Source organism: Pseudomonas sp. CFBP 8758 (assembly GCF_014841725.1).
Taxonomy (GTDB): domain Bacteria; phylum Pseudomonadota; class Gammaproteobacteria; order Pseudomonadales; family Pseudomonadaceae; genus Aquipseudomonas; species Aquipseudomonas baltica.
In genome coordinates this window covers 374,594-392,292 of record NZ_JACYUK010000004.1, presented here as the reverse complement: position 1 = coordinate 392,292, position 17,699 = coordinate 374,594, and the positions used below count along the sequence as shown (strand labels likewise).

The window sequence follows — 17,699 nt, the reverse complement described above, 5'->3', positions numbered from 1 at the left end:
ACCTACCACAGCGCAATGTCATACGTCAGATACAGCCGATTGCTGTCGCGCCCGCGCGCGGTGTCGGAGCGATAGACGTAGTTGCGCAGCTTCACCCCCAGGCCCTTCAAGGTGCCGGTCGGTACCACGTAGGCCAGTTCGATGTCGCGCTCCCACTCGTTCACGCCGGCAGGGCCCGACTTGCCGTCCGAGCCGCTGATGTAGCGGGTCATGAAGCTCAGGCCGGGCATCCCAAGCTGCTTGAAGTCGTAGCCGTAACTGGCGAGCCAGGTCTTTTCATCTTCTTCGATGAATTTGCCGATGCCGACGTTGCTGAACGAGTACACGGTAGCGCCGTTGATGTAGGGCAAGCCGCCGTCGCCGTGCAGCTGCTGGTAGCCGGCGGCAACGGTGTGGCCTGCCACCGCGAAGCTCAGCTGACCGCTGAACATGCCGTTGTCGATCTGTCCGGAATAGTGGTTGCCTTCGTCCCGGCTGAGGAAATACCGCAGGTCGCTGGTCAATGTGCCGGGGCCCAGCGGCAGGGTGTGCAGCAGGCCGAAGAAGTCCTGGCTGTAGAAGTCATCGAGCTGGCCGCGAAAGTAGCTGAGTCGCAGCTGCTTGTTCACCGTGTAGTCGGCGCCGGCATAGGTGAAGTCGCCACCTTCTCTGCCGGAATAGCCGTCGGGGATGATCGAACGGCTGTCGGTGGAGTCACGCAGCTTGAACTGATCGAGTTGGCCGGCGGTGAGCAGCCAGCCCTCGAAGTCCTTGCTGACGAGTTGAGTGCCTTGATAGGTCTGCGGCACCAGGCGTGCATCGTTGTAGACCAGTACCGGGGTCTTGGGCAGCAGGGTGCCATGCTTGACCACGGTTTGCGCGACGCGGGCCTTGGCGGTGAGGCCAAGGCTGGTCGACTCGTCGGCGGCGCGGCCATCGCTGTGCACGGGCAGCAGCCCTGTGCCGCTGCGGCCGCGACCGGAGTCGAGCTTGACGCCCAGCAGGCCCAGGGCATCGAAGCCCACGCCGACGGTGCCTGGGGTATAGCCGGATTGGAAGTCCAGCAGCACGCCCTGCGCCCATTCGGTTCGCTCGCTTTTGGCAGTGGCGGCGGCGCGTGCGCTCAGGCCGTTTTCATCGCGAAAGTTTTCGTTGAAGTACACGTTGCGAAGTTGCAGTTTCAAGGTGCTGTCTTCGATAAAACCTTGGGCCAGGGCCGAGCCTTGGAGCAATACGCTCAGGCACGGCAAGGCGAACCCGCCGATCAGGGTTGTACGCATCAGATGGACTCTCTTCTTGTTATGAATAGCGGGGGATCAGGTTCACGCGAACAAGGTGATTGCACCTGTCAGCAGTGCCAGGGCGGTCACTACCAGGGAGGTCAGCACCGCCCATTTGACGGTCGCCTTCTGAAAGTCGCCGATGTCGCGGTCGACCATGCCGACCAGCAATAACGTCGACGCCACCAGCGGGCTCATCAGGTGCACCGGTTGGCCAAGGATGGAAGCTCGGGCGATTTCCACGGGGGAGATGCCATAGGCGGCCGCAGCGTTGGCCAGGATGGGCACTACGCCGAAATAGTAGGCGTCGTTGGACAGCACGAAGGTCAACGGCATGCTGGTGACCGCAACCACCAGCGGAAACAGGTGACCCCAGGACGGCGGAATCATGTCGACCAGCGACTGTGCCAGGGCGTCGACCATCTTGGTGCCGCTGAAGATGCCCGCGAATACGCCCGCCGCGAAGACCAGCAGCACCACCGTCATGGCGTTGCCGGAGTGGGCGAGGATGCGTTCTTTCTGGATGTCGAGTTGCGGGTAGTTGATCATCAGTGCCAGCACGAAGCCGATCAGGAACAGCACCGCCGAGTGCGCCAGGCCCATGACCAGCGCCACCATGACGCCGATCACCAGCAACAGGTTGATCCAGACCAGCTTGGGCCGCTTGTACGGTTGATCGCCAAGGATCGCCTCGATATAGCACTCACCGCCGCCGCTTTGCAGCTGCACGCTGCCGATGCGCTTGCGCTCGGCCCTGCCGAGCAGGTACGCCGTGAACACCACCCAGGCGGCGCCCCCGGCCATGGTCGGCAGCAACGGAATGAAATACTCGCTCGCGTCGATGCCTAGCACGGCGATGGCTCGGGTGGCAGGGCCACCCCAGGGCGACATGCCGCTCATGATGCCCAGCGCCAGCATCGCCACGGTGGCCAGGACCATCGGGTTCATGCCGATGCGCTTGTACAGGGGCAACATGGCCGCGCAGGTGATCATGTAGGTGGTGGTGCCGTCGCCATCCAGCGCAACGGTCAGCGACAACAACGCGGTACCGATGGCGATCTTCACCGGGTCGCCATTGACCTTCTTGAGAATCTTGCGAATCAGCGGGTCGAACAGGCCGGAGTCGATCATCAGGCCGAAGAACAGGATGGCGAACAACAGCAGCGCGGCAGACGGCGCGACCACTTTCAGGCCATCGAGGATCATCTTGCCGGTGGATCCGCCGAACCCGCCAATGACGGCGAACACGATCGGCACCACGGTCAGTGCAACGATGGGCGACAAGCGTTTGGACATGATCAGGTAGGTGAACACGACCACCATGGCTAAGCCTAACAGCGCCAGCATATGAGTTATCTCTTGTAGTTATTTGAGGAGTTGCGCTGATGCAGAAGCAGGTCGATCAGGATGAAGCGGGTACTGCCTCAACCGGCCAGCCGGTGAGCATTGGGAACATGGACACTGCCTGAGAACAGCCTGCGCGCGGTTCTGACCACCGACGCCCGGACGATGCTGGCATTGTGCCCGACGTAGGACAGGCCGACTTCGATGGCGCCACTGGGGTGTTCGAGCTTCACAGTGGTCAGACGCTTCTCATGGCGCTGGCCGAGCATGCGTTCCAGCACCGTGCCGTCGGTGACACAGGCGGTCGCCAAGCCGATCGAACCGGTGATGGCCAGCGCCGTGTGGCAATTGTGCGGCATGAAGTAGCGCACCTGCAGCGTACCGCCGGCCTTGGCCGGGGCAACCAGAACAGGCTTGGGAATGACTTTGTCGGTGACGTCACCCAGCCCCATCAGTTGGCCGGCGCGCAGGCGAAGGGTTTCCAGTTTGTGCAGGAAGTCTTTGTCGGCGTCGAGTTCTGCCGGGCTTTCGCTGCCGGTCTTGCCCAACTGAGCCGCTTCGACCAGCATCATCGGCATGGCCATGTCGATGCAGGTGACGGGCACGTCGCCCAGCCAGTCCACCGTGGCACCGGTGGGAAACAGCTTGCCGGTCTTGCTGCCGGCGGCATCGAGAAAGGTCAGCCCCACCGGGGCGGCCGTACCGGGTACACCGTCGATCGCGGTATCGCCTTCGTAGGTGACCTTGCCGTCGGGCGTGCACACATCGGCGCAGACGAACGTACCGGTATTGAGGTTGCGAATGCGTACCTGGGTCACGCCCGACTGCGCCTGGACCAGGCCTTGGTCGATGGCGAACGGGCCGACTGCGCAGAGCATGTTGCCGCAGTTGGGCGCGGTGTCCACGCGTCGTTGCGAAACCATCACCTGGACGAACAGGTAGTCCACGTCTGCGTCCGGGTGATCGGAGCGCGACACGATGGCCACCTTGCTGGTCTGCGGGCTGCCGCCGCCAATGCCATCAATCTCGAGCTCATGCCCCGAGCCCATCGCGTCCAGCAGCATCTCGTCGCGCTCTTCGGATCTGACCGGTAAATCGGACGCCAGAAACACTGGCCCTTTGGAGGTCCCGCCACGCATCAGTACGCAAGGAATCAGTTGCATAAGTCACGACTCTGGTAATCAATGGACGTCATTGATGTATTGGAGTGAAGATTTACACAGCTTGAATTGCTAGATCCAATGCAAAGATCGTAGCGATTATTCCATCAAACGAAATAAACAAGCGGCTGGAGCGTTCCGGCAGGGGAGAGCGAAATTCATGCAATATGAGCTGGTCGACATTCGATCATTCGTGAAAATCGCCGAAGTGGGCAGCTTTCACGAGGCGGCGGATCAGCTGCACATTTCTCAGCCGGCACTGACCCGGCGTATCAAGAAGCTTGAAGAAGGTCTGGGCACATCACTGCTCGACCGGACCACTCGCCGAGTCAGCCTGACCAGCGTCGGGCGCGACTTCCTGCCCAAGGCACGGCGCCTGCTCGACGATTTCGAAGACTCCATTCTCAACATCAAGGAGTTGGCCGAGCGGCAGGTAGGGCAGGTGACGTTGGCGTGCATTCCCACGGCGGCGTTCTATTTCCTGCCTTCGGTCATTCGTATCTACAACCAGCAATACCCGCAGATTCGCATCAGGCTTCTGGACCTCAGTGCCAACGAGGGGCTGGAGGCCGTTCTGCGTGGCGAGGCGGATTTCGGTATCAACATGATGAGCGGCCAGCATCCGGACATCGAGTTCCATGCCCTGGTCAAGGAGCCGTTCGTGCTGGCTTGCCGGCGCGATCATGAGCTGGCGAGCCGCAAGTCGGTGAAGTGGACCGAACTGGCGGGCCATCAACTGATCGGGGTCGGCAGGCTGAGCGGCAATCGCATGCTGCTCGACAACGCCCTGGCAGGCTTGCCCTGGCGCTTGAAATGGTTCTACGAGGTGCAGCATCTGTCCACGTCGCTGGGCTTGGTGGAGGCCGGCTTGGGTATTTCAGTGATGCCCAGCCTGGCCATGCCGGCCGGGGAGCATCCCACCCTGGTGAGCGTACCGCTGATCGAACCGGTCGTGGACCGAACCCTGGGCCTGGTCACGCGACGGGGCAGCTCGCTGTCGCCCGCCGCCGAGAAGTTCGTCGCGATCTTGCTGGAGCAGTGGCCGCAATAAACACCTCGGCATGGGCAGCCCCGACAGAGCTAGAACTGGTACTTCACCAACAAACTCGCGGTGTCTTGGTCGGTAGTGAAAGAGCCGTCATCCTTGATGCCGTACTTGTCGGACCAATAGTCATATTCGACGCCGACGTACAAGTGCTTAGCTTCATAGCCCAGGCTTTTACCCAAGTCATACTTGATCTGCGGGTTGAAGTGCAGGTTGGCGTGGTAATCCGCCTGGCCATTGCCATGGCCGCTCTTGTTGTTCACCACCCAGTCGATGAAACCGTCGATCAACAGGTTCGAGTTGCCCAGCGGCAGGGTGTAGGACCAGGCCGGAGTGATCTGCCAGGCGCCTGACGGGACGCGGTTGCCATCGGGTTTGCGGTAGTAGAAGTTCAACTGGAAATAGTCGAAGCCGGGAATGGCCAGATCGAAGCCCGGACCTATCAGGTAAGCGTCTACGTCGTCATCGCCGAACTCGTAGGTGGTGGCCAGCAGTATGTCTTTCACCGGCCCGAACGACAGGTCCTGCCCCAGCAGCTTGCCGGCGCTGAAGCGCGGGCTGAACTCGCCATACAAACTGTAATTGCCGTTGCCGGACCGGGCGCCGTTGTACCAGCTGTTGTCGACGAAGGCGAACAGATCGCCCCACGTCCATGCGCTGGCATGTTCCAGTGTAATGGTTTGCTGGATGGCCGGATCGACGTTGTAATTCTTGCCATACAAATACGACACACTTTCGCCATGCCACAACAGTGGTCCTTGCGCATGAACGCTGCCTGCTCCCAGCAGACCCAACATGCACAGTGATGCTCCCCAAGCGTTTTTCATGTTTTACCCATCAATCAATGTTTTATTCAGAGCGCACCGGTATTGGTTGGACGCATGTCCAGGACCGGGCGCCGTATTGGTGGGCAGACCACGCAGTTCGATAGCTGAACCTGCACAACGCGCAGGGGTGTAGCGCAATGGCGTCTTGAAAACCGAAACCGGTTGTACGACGCTTCTTGTTCAATCGCGGTCAATCGCGAACGGTCCCCAGGCCTGGCGCACGGGGACCATTTCCAAGCGGTTGATATTGATGTGGGCGGGCAGTGTGGCGACGTGGAAAATCTGCTCGGCGATATCGTCTGCCGTCAGTGGGGTCGTGCCTTGATACACCTGGCCTGCAGCCTTCTCGTCGCCCTGGGTGCGCACCAGGGTGAACTCGGTTTCGGCGATACCGGGGGCCACGTCGGTGACGCGTACGCCCGTGCTCAGCAAATCGCAGCGCAGGTTATAGGAAAACTGTTTGACGAACGCCTTGCTCGCGCCATACACGTGACTGCCGGGATAGGGGCATGCACCGGCGATCGAGCCAATGTTGATGATGCTGGCGCCGGCGCCGGTTTCCAACAGCGCCGGCAGGACCGCATGGGTGACATTGACCAGGCCGGTGACGTTGGTGTCGATCATGGTGTGCCAGTCGTCGAGGCTGGCCTGCTGCGCCGGCACGGGTGCCAGGGCCAGGCCGGCATTGTTGATCAGCGCCGTCACGCCCTGGAAAGCCTCGGGCAAGCCGGTGACCACGGCGGCGACGGCCGCGGCATCGCGCACATCCATGGCGGCGACATGCACCGGCACGCGCGCACCCAGTTCGTCCTGCAGGGCATGCAAGCGCTCCAGGCGCCGCCCGGCGAGAATCAGCGACCAACCCGCCCGGGCAAAACGACGGGCCGTTGCCCGGCCGAAACCGGACGTTGCGCCGGTGATGAAAACAGTACCGCTCATGTTGAAACCTCGACAGGTGAAAATCGGTCAACGTCGCTCTTCGCGAACATAGGGCTCACCCAGCGCGCCGGGCTGGCTGGCGCCCGCACGCTTGCTGGCGGCAACCCAGACCATGACCGCCAGGGTCACGGCATAGGGCGTCATCAGCATGAAATATTGCGGCAGTTGCACCCCGGCGGCGGCCAGTTGCGGAATCAATGCCTCGATGCTGCCGAACAGCAGGGCACCGGCGAAGGCGCGCCAGGGCGACCAGCGGGCGAAGATCACCAGCGCAATGGCGATCCAGCCACGGCCGCCGGTCATGTCGGCGATCCACATCTTGGTACTGAGCACGGCGATGAACCCACCGGCCAACCCCATCAGCGCACTGCCGGCCAGAATCGCGGCCAGTCGATAGCGCAGCACTGGCAGGCCCGCGGCATCGGCAGCCTGGGGGTTTTCGCCAACGGCCCGCAGCTTCAGCCCCGTGCGCGTTCGATTCAGAAACCAGACCACCGCAACAAAGATCAGCACGGTGAGGAACACCATCGGGTTCTGCTTGAACAGACCGCCGACCACCGGTAGCTCGCTCAATGGCCAGAGCTCCACGGCCTGCAAACCGCTGACCGGGCGATTGGTCCAGCCCAGCAGGGTGCCGAGCAGCCCGGTCAGGCCCTGACAGAAAAACACCAGGGCCAGGCCGGCGATCACTTGGTTGATGCGCAGCACCAGCACCATCAGCGCGAACAGCAGCGAGACCGCACTGGCGGCAAGCATGGCGGCGAGCATCGACAGCCCCGGCAGGCCGAGCGTCAACTGCATGCCGATGCCTGCCAGGGCGCCGACCAGCATCATGCCTTCGGCACCCAGGGCCAGCACGCCGGCGCGCTCGATGATGATCAAGCCCAGCGCCGCGAGGGCGAAGGGCACGGCAAATTCCGGAACGCTGCCCAGCCAGTAAGTCACCAGATCCATCACTGTTCTCCTGCCTGGATGCGCCGCAAACGGTGGCGTATGAAGAAGTCCGACGAGGCCACGCAGATCACCAGGATGGCCTGAATCAGCTGCACCATCGAAAAGGGCACCTGGTAGAACACCTGCAGGTTGCGCCCGGCGACGAACAGCATTGCCACCAGGAGCGCGACCACGGCGGCCGCGAACGGGTTGTTGCGGGCCAGAAACGCGATGAGGATTCCGGAGAAGCCATAGCCCTGATAGAACGACTGGGTCAACCGACCTTCCTGGCCTGCGCTGACGATGAAGCCTGCCACCCCGGCCAGAGCGCCGGAGAGCAACACGGTGCTGAGGATCATTCGCCGCACGGGGACGCCGACCGCGCTGGCAACCTTGGGGTTGGCATCGACGAAGCGCAGGTACAGTCCGGCGCGCGATACGCTGATGAACCACACGGCCAGGGCCATGATGACCAGGGCGATGACGATCGCCACGTTGTAGCCGGCGAACAGGTCCGGCAGGCGTTCGAACGGCTGGAAGGCCGGTGAGTAGGGGAAGTTGTCCCGCGGGTCTTTCCAGCTGCCGTAGAGCAGGTGCAGCAGAAAGTTGGCGGCGATGTAGTTGAGCATCAGGGTCGAAATCACTTCGTTGACCTTCAGGCGCAACTTCAGCAGAACCGGAGCCAGGGTCCAGAGCATCGCGCAGGCGATGGCGGAAGCCATCATCAACGGCAGGCGCAATGCTTCGGGGCCGATCTGGAAGATCGAGACGGCCGCCGCGCCAATGCCACCCCAGATCATCTGGCCTTCCAGGCCCAGGTTCCAGAACCTGGCGCGGAATGCCAGGCAGCCAGCCATGCCGACCAGGATCATCGGCGCCGCCTGGAACAGCACGGCCTTGAAGTTGCCGGCGTCGAGCAGCGTCTGCCCGACGAACTCTTCCAGCAGCTGATCGGCCGGCACGCCCGCTGCCACCAGAATGGCTGTGCTCAAGGCCAGGCCGACGATCACCGCGAGGCCGATCACCAGGGCTTGGCCGCTCCAGCCCATCTGCTGGCGCAGCTCCAGGGTGTAGCGTCTGCCGAGCAGGGGTTGGCGTGGCGCCTTGGCCAGCGGTTGGGAGAGTTCAGTCATGGCTTACCATCGCTTTGCCAATGGCCTGGCGGTCTGCCGGGCAGTCGAATTCGGCGACGATGCGGCCGCCATTCATCACACCGATGCGATCGGCCAAGGCCATGACCTCGTCAAGGTCTTCGCTGATCACCAGCACGGCGGCCCCGGCGTCACGCGCGGCGCGCAGGCGTGCATGCACCGCCTGGCTCGCGCGCACGTCCAGGCCACGGCTGGGGCTATGCACCAGGATCAGCCGCGGATCACGGCTGAACTCGCGTGCGATCACCAGCTTCTGGGCGTTGCCGCCCGAGAGCAGCGCCGCTTTCTGCTGCAGCGAGCGCACACCCTGCACATCGAAATCGGCCACGGCCTGGGCGGCATCCTCCAGCAGGCGTTGGCCGCGCAAGCGCAGGAAGGAGCCGTAGCGCCCATCGTGCAATTGGCCGATGGCGAAGTTTTCCGCTACCGAAAGCGAGCCGGCCAGCGCGGCGCCGTATCGATCGGCAGGGATGGCAGCGATACGCAGGGCCCGACGCTGTGCCGCGCTGGCGTTGCGCAGGTCGCCGAAGGGCTGCAGATGGATATCCCCTTCGGTGGGCTGTTCAAGGCCCATCAGGGCATTGGCCAACTCGCCCTGGCCGTTGCCACCGACGCCGGCAATGCCGTAGATCTGCCCGGCGCAGAGCGTCATGTCGACACCCCGCAGCGCGCCGGTGCCGGCCACGCTGGTGAGGTTCCTGACCCGCAGCAACGGCTCGCCAGGCGTTGCCGGCAACACCGCGCCGTGGGGCGCCGACTCGCCCACCGTCAGGCGCACCAGTTCTTCGATGCTGACGCCCTGCGGGTCCAGGGTCTTTATCGTGCGGCCGCCGCGCATGACCGTGACCCGGTCGGCATAGCGTTTGACATCGGCCATTTTGTGCGTGACCAGCACCACGGCGGCGCCCTGGCGGGCAAAGGACTGCACGGTGCTCAACAAGCGCTCGGCTTCCTGGTCGGTAAGCACGGCGGTCGGCTCATCGAGAATCAGGATGCGCGCCCCGGCCAGCAGCACCTTGAGGATTTCCACGCGCTGCTGCTCGGCCACCGACAGGGTCTCTACCACCTGGCGCGGATCGAGGACGAAGCCCAGTTCCTCGGCCTTGCTGGCAATGGTCTGTTCCAGCGCTGCAAGCCGCTTGCGATAGCTGCCTTCACCCGGTTGCTCGGGCAGGGCCAGCAGGATGTTCTGCGCCACGGTGAAGGGGCGCACCAGTTTGAAGTGCTGGTGAACCATGCCGATGCGGTGCCGGCTGGCATCCTTAGGGCTGTTGAGCCGCACGCTGTTATCGTCGATCAGTACGCTGCCGGTTTCCGGTGCGTACAGGCCTGCGGCAATGTTCATCAGGGACGACTTGCCGGCGCCGTTCTCGCCGAGCAGGGCATGCACCTCGCCCCAGCGTGCGCTGAAGTCGGCTTCGCTGAGCGCCTTGAAACCGTCGAACGATTTGCTGATACCGGTGAGTTGTAGCGCGTTGGCCTGGCTCATTTCTGCGTCTTCACGCCTTCGACGAACCAGTCCATTTTCCACAGGTCCGGATCGCTCATGACCTGGTCGGGAGCAAGCCGCTGCTGGCCATCGCGGTCGGCCATGGGGCCTTTGTAGAGGGTTTTCGTGCCCGCCAGCAGTTCTGCCCGGGCGGCTTCGATCTTCGCCCGATTCTCGGGGCTGATCGCGGCGTCCTTGGTCAGGCTGATATCGGTGCCGCCCTGCTGCATCGACAGCAACGCGCCGTTGGCCTCGGGTACCCAATTGCCCGCCATGATTTTCTTGATTTCAGGCGTAAGGAAGCGATCCCACACCCACATCGACGAGCACACCGTGGCTTTGGGCGCGAACTCGCTCAGATCCCGATGATGACCGGTGCCATGAATACCGCGCTCTTGTGCCACGATCTGCGGAGTAGGGCTGTCGACATGCTGGCCGATCACGTCGATGCCGTTGTCGATCAGCGCCATGGTCGCGGCGCGCTCCTTCACCGGGTCGTTCCACGCACCGGTGTAGATGACGGTGACCGTGGCGGCGGGATTGATTTGCTGAGCGCCCAGTTCGTACGCGTTGATCGTCCAGTTGACCTGGCCGAAGGGGTTGGCAGCAACGAAGCCCAGCTTGCCTGATTTCGACGCTGCCCCAGCCGCCATGCCGCACAGGTACTGGCTTTCGTAGGTGCGGCCGTAGAAGGATTCGAGATTGGCGGCGTTGGTGGTGCCCGAACCATTGAGGAAGGCTACCTCGGGGTATTTCTTCGCCAGCGCCAGGAAGGTGTCGGAGTAGCCGAATGCGGTGCCGATGATGATGTTGGCGCCGCGCGCGATCAGCCGGTCGACCACGGGGGTGACGGCCGCAGCGTTTTCAGGGACGCTTTCGACGTACTGGATTTTCTGATCCAGGCTTTTTTCCAGCTTGAGGCGAGCTTCGTCGAAAGCCTGGGTCCAGCCACCGTCGTTGCGTGGGCTGATGTAGACCATCGCGATCTTGGCCGGGCCCTTGAGGGTCAGGCCCTCGGCGTATGCCGCACTCCCTGTCCCGTAGGCCGAAGCGGCGAGCAGCATTCCTGGCAGCAGTGTCTTGAGCATGAGGCGCCTTCCTGAAATATGAGCGTGGGGCAGCAGGGCGCTGCCAGGGCCAGAAATCTGCCCTTGGCCGCCCGAAGCTCGAAAGCAGCATCCGTGCCATATCAGAAAAACGCTTGTTTAACAGTTGCTTGAGTTATTCATCCAGCTTAATTCAGAGCAGTTGGTCCGAAGTAGAGCACTTGGTTTGTGCGCCCGGCACGATTACGGGGCGCTCAGCTGGCTCGGGGTCGCACGCCATCGAGTATCAACCCGCGCAACCCCACCAGGACCTCTTCGAAGAACACCGGATCGTGCAAGGTCTTGCCGGTCACTGCCTCCACCTGGGTGCGGAAGTCGGCGTAGTGCTGGGTGGTTGCCCACAGCGAAAAGATGAAGTGGTGCGGGTTGACCGGCGCCAGTTGGCCCGTCGCGATCCAGTGCTCGATCACCGCGACCTTGGTGTCGACGGTTTCGCGCAAGGGCTGCTGCAGTTCACTGAGCATCAGCGGGGCGCCCTGCATGATCTCCATGCAGAACAAGCGCGATTCCGCTGCGTGATCCCGGGACAGTTCGAGCTTGGCTTTTATATAGGCACCGATGGCCTCTACCGGGTTCTTGTCGGCAGTGAAGTACTGCAGGGGGCTCAGCCAGACCTCCAGCAACTGCCTGAGCACGCTCAGGTAAAGGTCGTCCTTGCTGGAAAAGTAGTACAGCAGATTGGTCTTGGACACGTCGGCCCGGGTGGCTACCTGATCAAGACTGCTGCCGTGCAGGCCATAGCGCGAGAACACATCCAGTGCGGCGCCCAGTATGGCGGTGCGCTTGCTTTCCATCAGTTGCAGCCGGCGCTTGAGTGCCGCTGCGCTGGGCTCTCGGGTCGCCTTGACCACAGGCTTGGGCTTGACGTTGCGCGCGCGCTTGGCACGGGGCTCGTTGGCGGGTGGCTGTTCTTTCACGCGACTGGAACCTGCAGCTGGATGTAGGCGGCCATGATAACGGGCGAATGTCTGCCGACGATACAGGCAGGGCAGCGGCGTGCATCGTTTTGCACCGGCAGCCGGAAAAGCGCACAAACCAAGTGCTCTACTTCGGACCAATTGGTCCACCAATATGCCTGTTTAATTCATAAGCTTCTGAAAAACATAGCTTAATCAAACCTGGCCCGATCCCTGCTAAGTACCCTTTCATGCGCAACCTGTCCGGTGCGTAACGCTCATTACTCAGAGAGGGACCCACATGGATATCGGTGTTTTCACTCCTATTGGCAACAACGGCTGGCTGATTTCCGAAAACGCGCCGCAGTACCTGCCCACCTTCGAATTGAACAAGCAGATCGTGCAGAAGGCCGAGCACTATGGCTTCGACTTTGCGCTGTCGATGATCAAACTGCGCGGCTTCGGCGGCAAGACCGAGTTCTGGGAACACAACATGGAGTCGTTCACGCTGATGGCTGGCCTGGCCGCCGTGACCAGCAAGATCCAGTTGTTCGCCACCGTTGCCACCTTGACCATTCCGCCGGCCATCACCGCACGCATGGCGGCAACCATCGACTCGATTTCCAATGGCCGCTTCGGCGTCAATCTGGTCACCGGCTGGCAGAAACCGGAGTACGAGCAGATGGGCCTGTGGCCCGGCGACGAGTTCTTCGGTACCCGCTACCAGTACCTGGGCGAATACGCGCAGGTCCTGCGCGACCTCTGGAGTACCGGGCGCAGCGACTTCAAGGGTGAACATTTCACCATGCAGGACTGCCGTGTCAGCCCGCGTCCGCAGGCCGACATGAAGCTGATCTGCGCCGGCCAGAGCGAAGCGGGCATGGCCTTCTCGGCGCAATACGCCGACTACAACTTCTGCTTCGGCAAAGGCGTCAACACCCCGACCGCGTTCGCCCCCACCGCCCAGGCGCTGGTCGAGGCCAACAAGAAGACCGGGCGCCACGTGACCTCCTGCGTGCTGTTCATGATCATCGCCGCCGACAGCGACGAGGCGGCCCGCGCGCGCTGGGAGCACATCAAGGCCGGTGCCGACCAGGAAGCCATTGCCTGGCTGGGCGAGAAGGGCTCGGCAGACAAAAGTGCCAGCTCCAACCTGCGGCAGATGGCCGACCCCACCTCGGCGGTCAACATCAACATGGGCACCCTGGTCGGCTCGTGGGCCAATGTGGCACGCATGCTCGACGAAGTCGCCAGCGTGCCGGGCACCCAGGGCGTGATGCTGACGTTCGACGATTTCGTGCAAGGCATCGAAGACTTCGGGCAAAAGATACAGCCGCTGATGAGCAGCCGTCGCCATGTGCTGCGCACCCTGGAGGCCGTGTGATGAATACGCCCGTGAACGTTTCCGGCGTGTCCCTGCCGCTGGACCCGCACCCTGCCCGTGAACTGCCCGCCCGCCCCGAAGCGCTGCGCATGAAAGCCAGCGAAACCGCGCTGGTGGTGGTCGACATGCAGAACGCCTACGCCACGCTGGGTGGCTACCTGGACCTGGCCGGCTTCGATGTGTCGAGCACGGGGCCGGTGATCGCCGCCATTCAGCGATCCATTTCGGCAGCCCGCGCCGCTGGCATCCCGGTGATTTTCTTCCAGAACGGCTGGGACCCGTCCTACGTCGAGGCCGGCGGGCCCGGCTCGCCCAACTGGCACAAGTCCAATGCGCTGAAAACCATGCGCAAGCGCCCCGAACTGCAAGGCCAGCTGCTGGCCAAGGGCGGTTGGGATTATGCCTTGGTCGACGAGCTCAAGCCCCAGCCGGGCGACATCGTGGTTGCGAAGACCCGCTACAGCGGCTTCTTCAACTCCACCTTCGACAGCACGCTGCGCGCGCGCGGCATCCGCAACCTGGTGTTCACCGGCATTGCCACCAACGTGTGCGTCGAGTCGACCCTGCGCGACGGCTTCCATCTGGAGTACTTCGGCGTGGTGCTGGCCGATGCCACTCATCAGGCGGGCCCCGCATTCGCTCAGCAAGCCGCGTTGTTCAACATCGAAACCTTCTTCGGCTGGGTCTCCAGCGTCGATGACTTCTGCACCACCTTCGCCCCTGTCGGGCAACCCTCCTGAGGACGCACAGATGACCAAGCAATCGATTATCCCTGCAGGCACCGGCAAGCCCCTGGCGCCGTTCGTTCCGGGTTCGCTGGCCGATGGCGTGCTGTACGTCTCGGGCACCCTGCCGTTCGACAAGGACAACAACGTGGTGCACGTCGGTGACGCGGCAGCGCAGACCCGTCACGTGCTGGAGACCATCAAGGGTGTGGTGGAAACGGCCGGCGGTACCCTGGATGACGTGACCTTCAACATGATCATGATCCGCGACTGGGCCGACTACGCCAAGGTCAACGAGGTGTACGCCGAGTACTTCGCCGGCGAGAAGCCTGCGCGCTATTGCATCCAGTGCGGTCTGGTCAAACCTGACGCGCTGATCGAAATCGCCAGCATTGCGCACATCGGCTGACACTCACTGCGGAGGTTTGCATGTACCACGCCATACACGGTCGGCAGGATGCCGACGCACCCACCCTGGTACTGAGTTCGGGGCTCGGCGGTTCGGCCGGGTTCTGGGCCGGTGACCTGGCGCTGCTCGGCGAGCAGTTTCGCGTCGTGACCTATGACCATGCCGGAACCGGGCGCAGCCCTGCGCAATTGCCCGAGGGCTACAGCATCGAGCACATGGCCGAAGAGCTGCTGGGGCTGCTCGACGAACTCAATATCGAGCGATGCCATTTCATGGGCCACGCCCTGGGTGGCCTGGTGGGATTGGCGCTGGCCGCGCTGCAGCCCCAGCGTTTGAGCAGCCTGGTGCTGATCAACGCCTGGAGCAGCCCCAATCCGCACAGCGCCCGTTGTTTTGCGGTACGCAAGAACCTGCTGCGCCACTGCGGCTCGCAGGCTTACGTACAAGCGCAGGCGTTGTTTCTGTATCCCGCCGACTGGATCGCCAGCAACGGCGCGCGTCTGGCCGAAGACGAGGCCCATGCTCTGGCCCACTTTCCCAGCCATGACAACCTGCTGCGGCGGATCAACGCGCTGGAAACCTTCGACATCGAATCGCGGCTGCAAGGCATTCACACGCCCACGCTGCTGATCGCCAACAGGGACGACATGCTGGTGCCGTGGCAGCGTTCCCGGCACCTGGCTAATCGGTTGCCCAATGCCACGCTGGTGGTACTCGAATACGGCGGGCACGCGTCAAGCGTCAGCGACCCGCAACCCTTCCATCGTGCTGTGCTGGACTACTTTCAAGGACTTTCACTATGACCGTGCCTCATTCGCTTCCCGTCGAGCGTCAAGCCTTCCGTGACGCCATGGCCGGCCTGGCCGCCGCCGTGAACGTCATCACCACCGACGGCCCCCATGGGCGCGCGGGTTTCACTGCCACGGCGGTGTGCAGCGTGACCGACCAGCCGCCGACGCTGCTGGTGTGCATCAATCGCACTGCATCGGTGTACGAGTCGTTCACGGGCAACGGCACGGTGTGCGTCAACACCCTGGGTAATGGCCAGCAAGCCTTGTCCAACGCTTTTGGCGGCAAGACGCCCCAGGCGCAGCGCTTCGAGGGCGGCTGCTGGAGCCAGGGGGTCACCGGTGCGCCGATACTGGAAGGTGCCAAGCTGTCTTTCGACTGCAAGATCACCAGCAGCACCAGCGTCGGTACCCACGACATTCTGGTGTGCGAAGTACTGGATATCCGCCAGCAGGACGAAGCCGATGTGCTGGTCTACTTCGCTCGCCGCTACCACGAGCTGGCCGGCACCCAGGCCAGCGCCTGAACGCAGTGGTCAGTCAGGCTTGCTCATCAACATGAACAGGCGAAACAACACCACGCTGGGCAGCAGCTGCAGGAAGCTGTTGACGCTGTCCACCAGCAGCCGCACCAGCGTGGGCCGGGTGTCGGTCCAGGCCATGGCGCTCAGGCCGTCGAGCAGCCACAGCGGGATCATGATCGCCAGCAGGGTGAACAGGATCGGCCAGAACTTGCCCTTGGTCATGTCGAAGCTTTCGCGCATGGCCTGCAAGGGGGTGATGTTGCGCAGCACCAGCAGGTATTCCGAGAACGACAGCTTGATCATCAGGTACAGGCCCGGCAGCACGAACAGCCACATGCCGAACATGATCAGCAGTGTGCTGAGGGCAGCCATCAGGGCGAAGCGTGGCCACAGGTGCAAGGCCTTGCCCAGCAGGTGCCGACCCTGCGGCTCGTAGCCGTCGGTGCGGGCGTCGAGAAACAGGATCAGTGCGGCGGTGTACAGCGGGTAGAACAGCAAGCCCACCGCCACGTCGTACATGACAGTGGCGTCGGGGCCACTGGCGCGCGCCACCAGTTCGCGCGCCAGGGCCTCGCAGACCACCAGCGGCAGGCACAGGCGTAGAATCGCCCACAGGTTGATGCGGAAGAAATAGAACGAGTCGCGCAATACGATCAGCGGGTTCATGGGGCCGGGTCACAGGTCAAAAAGCAGGTCGACACTTTAGCCGATGGTGGCGCTTTTCAACACCCGGCCCGCAGGCTGCGAACGGCGGCAACGGGGGAGGGTGAACAAAGTTTAATCGCGGCCGGTCATTGAAAGGCGGGGCGCCAGCCCCATCATTGAAGCAGAACCGACGCACTGTGCGCCGGCTGTACCCATTTTGTGGGCAATCGAGCGAGGTCGCCATGAACACTGATGAGCAAAGCTTGATCGACGGTCTGTTCACCCGCCTTCAGCAGGCAGAAAAGGAAGGCAGTGCGCGCGATGCGCAGGCTGACGAACGCATCAAGGGGCATGTGGCCGCCCAGCCGGCCGCGCCTTATTACATGGCGCAGGCGATCCTGGTCCAGGAAGCGGCGATCAAGCGCCTGAGCGAGCAGAACCAGCAGCTGCAGACCGAGTTGCAACAGGCGCGCAGCCAATCGGCAGCACCGGCGCAGCAGGGCGGTGGTGGATTCCTGTCGAGCATTTTCGGCGGCGGCACTCGCGAAGCACAGCAGCCTGCGCGGGCAGTGCAGCCGCAGGGCAATGGCTGGCGCGAGCCGGCTCGCCAGGCGCCGGCGTACCAGCCACCGCCACAGCAGAACTACGCCGCCCCAGGTGCTCAGGCGCCGGCCGCAGGTGGCGGTTTCATGCGCGGCGCCCTGCAGACGGCCGCGGGTGTGGCCGGTGGTGTGATGCTGGCGCAGGGCATCAGCAGTCTGTTTCATCACGACAATCCGCAGGAGGTCGTCGAGGTCATCAAGGAAGAGCCCGCCCAGGCCAGCGACGGCGGTGGCTGGAACGAAAGCGGCGATGCCCAACAGGTCAGCAATGACAGCTGGAATGAACAGGGTGGTTTGGCGGATGCCGGTTATGACAGCGGCGATGACGGCGGCTTCATGTCCGAGGATGATGATTTCGTGTAAAGGCCGAGGGCCTCTTCGCGAGCCCTATGCCCGCGAAGAGGCCGGCACAGTCACCCCCATCCTTGCCCCAACACTGGCATACTGGCTATCCAGAAGCTCAGGCGCCCAGC

Annotated in this window: 18 protein-coding genes; 7 read left to right on the top strand and 11 right to left on the bottom strand. The window is 63.0% G+C overall.

Annotation, left to right across the window (positions count from 1 at the left end; all coding sequences use genetic code 11):
• Nucleotides 1-2 precede the first annotated feature (2 nt).
• The 3 genes from IFT75_RS11215 to IFT75_RS11205 form a co-directional block, all read right to left on the bottom strand.
• A complete protein-coding gene (locus IFT75_RS11215) occupies nt 3-1,259 on the bottom strand; it encodes an OprD family porin (RefSeq protein WP_192054826.1) in 1,257 nt (418 codons plus the stop codon).
• A 42-nt stretch (nt 1,260-1,301) separates the two neighbouring features.
• Nucleotides 1,302-2,606: a CitMHS family transporter gene (locus IFT75_RS11210; protein WP_192054825.1), complete on the bottom strand. Its 1,305-nt coding sequence runs from the start codon at nt 2,604-2,606 to the stop codon at nt 1,302-1,304.
• Between the two features lie 77 nt (nt 2,607-2,683).
• Complete coding sequence (locus tag IFT75_RS11205) at nt 2,684-3,766, bottom strand: 4-oxalomesaconate tautomerase (RefSeq protein ID WP_192054824.1); 1,083 nt, start codon at nt 3,764-3,766, stop codon at nt 2,684-2,686.
• 157 nt (nt 3,767-3,923) lie between these two features.
• Here IFT75_RS11205 and IFT75_RS11200 point away from each other — a divergent pair, with 157 nt between their 5' ends.
• Nucleotides 3,924-4,814, top strand: coding sequence for a LysR family transcriptional regulator (locus IFT75_RS11200; protein ID WP_043192710.1), 891 nt, complete (start codon nt 3,924-3,926; stop codon nt 4,812-4,814).
• 29 nt (nt 4,815-4,843) lie between these two features.
• Here IFT75_RS11200 and IFT75_RS11195 read toward each other — a convergent pair whose 3' ends face one another.
• The 7 genes from IFT75_RS11195 to rutR form a co-directional block, all read right to left on the bottom strand.
• The gene (locus IFT75_RS11195) at nt 4,844-5,635 is read right to left on the bottom strand and encodes an outer membrane protein OmpK (protein WP_199864093.1); all 792 of its coding nucleotides are present in this window, start codon (nt 5,633-5,635) and stop codon (nt 4,844-4,846) included.
• Between the two features lie 180 nt (nt 5,636-5,815).
• The gene (locus tag IFT75_RS11190) at nt 5,816-6,574 is read right to left on the bottom strand and encodes an SDR family NAD(P)-dependent oxidoreductase (protein ID WP_192054822.1); all 759 of its coding nucleotides are present in this window, start codon (nt 6,572-6,574) and stop codon (nt 5,816-5,818) included.
• A gap of 27 nt (nt 6,575-6,601) precedes the next feature.
• Nucleotides 6,602-7,528 carry an ABC transporter permease gene (locus tag IFT75_RS11185; RefSeq protein WP_192054821.1) on the bottom strand — a complete coding sequence of 309 codons (927 nt, stop codon included), beginning with the start codon at nt 7,526-7,528 and terminating at the stop codon, nt 6,602-6,604.
• A complete protein-coding gene (locus tag IFT75_RS11180) occupies nt 7,528-8,640 on the bottom strand; it encodes an ABC transporter permease (protein ID WP_192054820.1) in 1,113 nt (370 codons plus the stop codon). Before IFT75_RS11180 ends, IFT75_RS11185 begins: the two co-directional genes overlap by 1 nt.
• Nucleotides 8,633-10,147: an ABC transporter ATP-binding protein gene (locus IFT75_RS11175; RefSeq protein ID WP_192054819.1), complete on the bottom strand. Its 1,515-nt coding sequence runs from the start codon at nt 10,145-10,147 to the stop codon at nt 8,633-8,635. The genes IFT75_RS11180 and IFT75_RS11175 overlap by 8 nt, the downstream gene beginning before the upstream one ends.
• Complete coding sequence (locus IFT75_RS11170) at nt 10,144-11,235, bottom strand: BMP family ABC transporter substrate-binding protein (RefSeq protein ID WP_185795164.1); 1,092 nt, start codon at nt 11,233-11,235, stop codon at nt 10,144-10,146. Before IFT75_RS11170 ends, IFT75_RS11175 begins: the two co-directional genes overlap by 4 nt.
• A gap of 212 nt (nt 11,236-11,447) precedes the next feature.
• Nucleotides 11,448-12,170 (bottom strand): HTH-type transcriptional regulator RutR, encoded by a 723-nt coding sequence (rutR, locus tag IFT75_RS11165; protein WP_192054818.1) that lies wholly within the window; start codon nt 12,168-12,170, stop codon nt 11,448-11,450.
• Nucleotides 12,171-12,450: 280 nt separating this feature from the next.
• Between rutR and rutA the strand changes: the two genes are divergently transcribed.
• Genes rutA through rutF form a run of 5 tightly spaced genes read left to right on the top strand, consistent with a single transcriptional unit; the run spans nt 12,451 to nt 15,982 of the window.
• Entirely contained in the window at nt 12,451-13,533 is a 1,083-nt protein-coding gene (rutA, locus tag IFT75_RS11160) for a pyrimidine utilization protein A (protein WP_122475453.1), read from the top strand.
• Nucleotides 13,533-14,273, top strand: coding sequence for a pyrimidine utilization protein B (gene rutB, locus IFT75_RS11155; RefSeq protein ID WP_192054816.1), 741 nt, complete (start codon nt 13,533-13,535; stop codon nt 14,271-14,273). The genes rutA and rutB overlap by 1 nt, the downstream gene beginning before the upstream one ends.
• Before the next feature lie 10 nt (nt 14,274-14,283).
• Entirely contained in the window at nt 14,284-14,667 is a 384-nt protein-coding gene (gene rutC / locus IFT75_RS11150) for a pyrimidine utilization protein C (RefSeq protein ID WP_192054815.1), read from the top strand.
• A gap of 20 nt (nt 14,668-14,687) precedes the next feature.
• Nucleotides 14,688-15,470: a pyrimidine utilization protein D gene (rutD, locus tag IFT75_RS11145; protein WP_192054813.1), complete on the top strand. Its 783-nt coding sequence runs from the start codon at nt 14,688-14,690 to the stop codon at nt 15,468-15,470.
• Nucleotides 15,467-15,982: an NADH-dependent FMN reductase RutF gene (gene rutF / locus IFT75_RS11140; RefSeq protein ID WP_192054811.1), complete on the top strand. Its 516-nt coding sequence runs from the start codon at nt 15,467-15,469 to the stop codon at nt 15,980-15,982. The genes rutD and rutF overlap by 4 nt, the downstream gene beginning before the upstream one ends.
• A 9-nt stretch (nt 15,983-15,991) precedes the next feature.
• On the opposite strand, the gene IFT75_RS11135 is transcribed toward rutF, so the two are convergent.
• Nucleotides 15,992-16,645 (bottom strand): YciC family protein, encoded by a 654-nt coding sequence (locus tag IFT75_RS11135; protein ID WP_192054809.1) that lies wholly within the window; start codon nt 16,643-16,645, stop codon nt 15,992-15,994.
• 221 nt (nt 16,646-16,866) lie between these two features.
• On the opposite strand from IFT75_RS11135, the gene IFT75_RS11130 reads away from it, so the two are divergent.
• Nucleotides 16,867-17,589 (top strand): DUF2076 domain-containing protein, encoded by a 723-nt coding sequence (locus IFT75_RS11130; protein WP_192054808.1) that lies wholly within the window; start codon nt 16,867-16,869, stop codon nt 17,587-17,589.
• Nucleotides 17,590-17,699: the final 110 nt, after the last annotated feature.

Coding starts and splice junctions, on each gene's coding strand:
- IFT75_RS11200 (WP_043192710.1), top strand. CDS start 3,924: ATGCAATATGAGCTGGTCGACATTCGATCATTCGTGAAAATCGCCGAA.
- IFT75_RS11215 (WP_192054826.1), bottom strand. CDS start 1,259: ATGCGTACAACCCTGATCGGCGGGTTCGCCTTGCCGTGCCTGAGCGTA.
- IFT75_RS11180 (WP_192054820.1), bottom strand. CDS start 8,640: ATGACTGAACTCTCCCAACCGCTGGCCAAGGCGCCACGCCAACCCCTG.
- rutD (WP_192054813.1), top strand. CDS start 14,688: ATGTACCACGCCATACACGGTCGGCAGGATGCCGACGCACCCACCCTG.
- IFT75_RS11175 (WP_192054819.1), bottom strand. CDS start 10,147: ATGAGCCAGGCCAACGCGCTACAACTCACCGGTATCAGCAAATCGTTC.
- IFT75_RS11190 (WP_192054822.1), bottom strand. CDS start 6,574: ATGAGCGGTACTGTTTTCATCACCGGCGCAACGTCCGGTTTCGGCCGG.
- IFT75_RS11185 (WP_192054821.1), bottom strand. CDS start 7,528: ATGGATCTGGTGACTTACTGGCTGGGCAGCGTTCCGGAATTTGCCGTG.
- IFT75_RS11170 (WP_185795164.1), bottom strand. CDS start 11,235: ATGCTCAAGACACTGCTGCCAGGAATGCTGCTCGCCGCTTCGGCCTAC.
- rutC (WP_192054815.1), top strand. CDS start 14,284: ATGACCAAGCAATCGATTATCCCTGCAGGCACCGGCAAGCCCCTGGCG.
- IFT75_RS11195 (WP_199864093.1), bottom strand. CDS start 5,635: ATGAAAAACGCTTGGGGAGCATCACTGTGCATGTTGGGTCTGCTGGGA.
- rutF (WP_192054811.1), top strand. CDS start 15,467: ATGACCGTGCCTCATTCGCTTCCCGTCGAGCGTCAAGCCTTCCGTGAC.
- IFT75_RS11130 (WP_192054808.1), top strand. CDS start 16,867: ATGAACACTGATGAGCAAAGCTTGATCGACGGTCTGTTCACCCGCCTT.
- rutA (WP_122475453.1), top strand. CDS start 12,451: ATGGATATCGGTGTTTTCACTCCTATTGGCAACAACGGCTGGCTGATT.
- IFT75_RS11205 (WP_192054824.1), bottom strand. CDS start 3,766: ATGCAACTGATTCCTTGCGTACTGATGCGTGGCGGGACCTCCAAAGGG.
- rutB (WP_192054816.1), top strand. CDS start 13,533: ATGAATACGCCCGTGAACGTTTCCGGCGTGTCCCTGCCGCTGGACCCG.
- IFT75_RS11210 (WP_192054825.1), bottom strand. CDS start 2,606: ATGCTGGCGCTGTTAGGCTTAGCCATGGTGGTCGTGTTCACCTACCTG.
- IFT75_RS11135 (WP_192054809.1), bottom strand. CDS start 16,645: ATGAACCCGCTGATCGTATTGCGCGACTCGTTCTATTTCTTCCGCATC.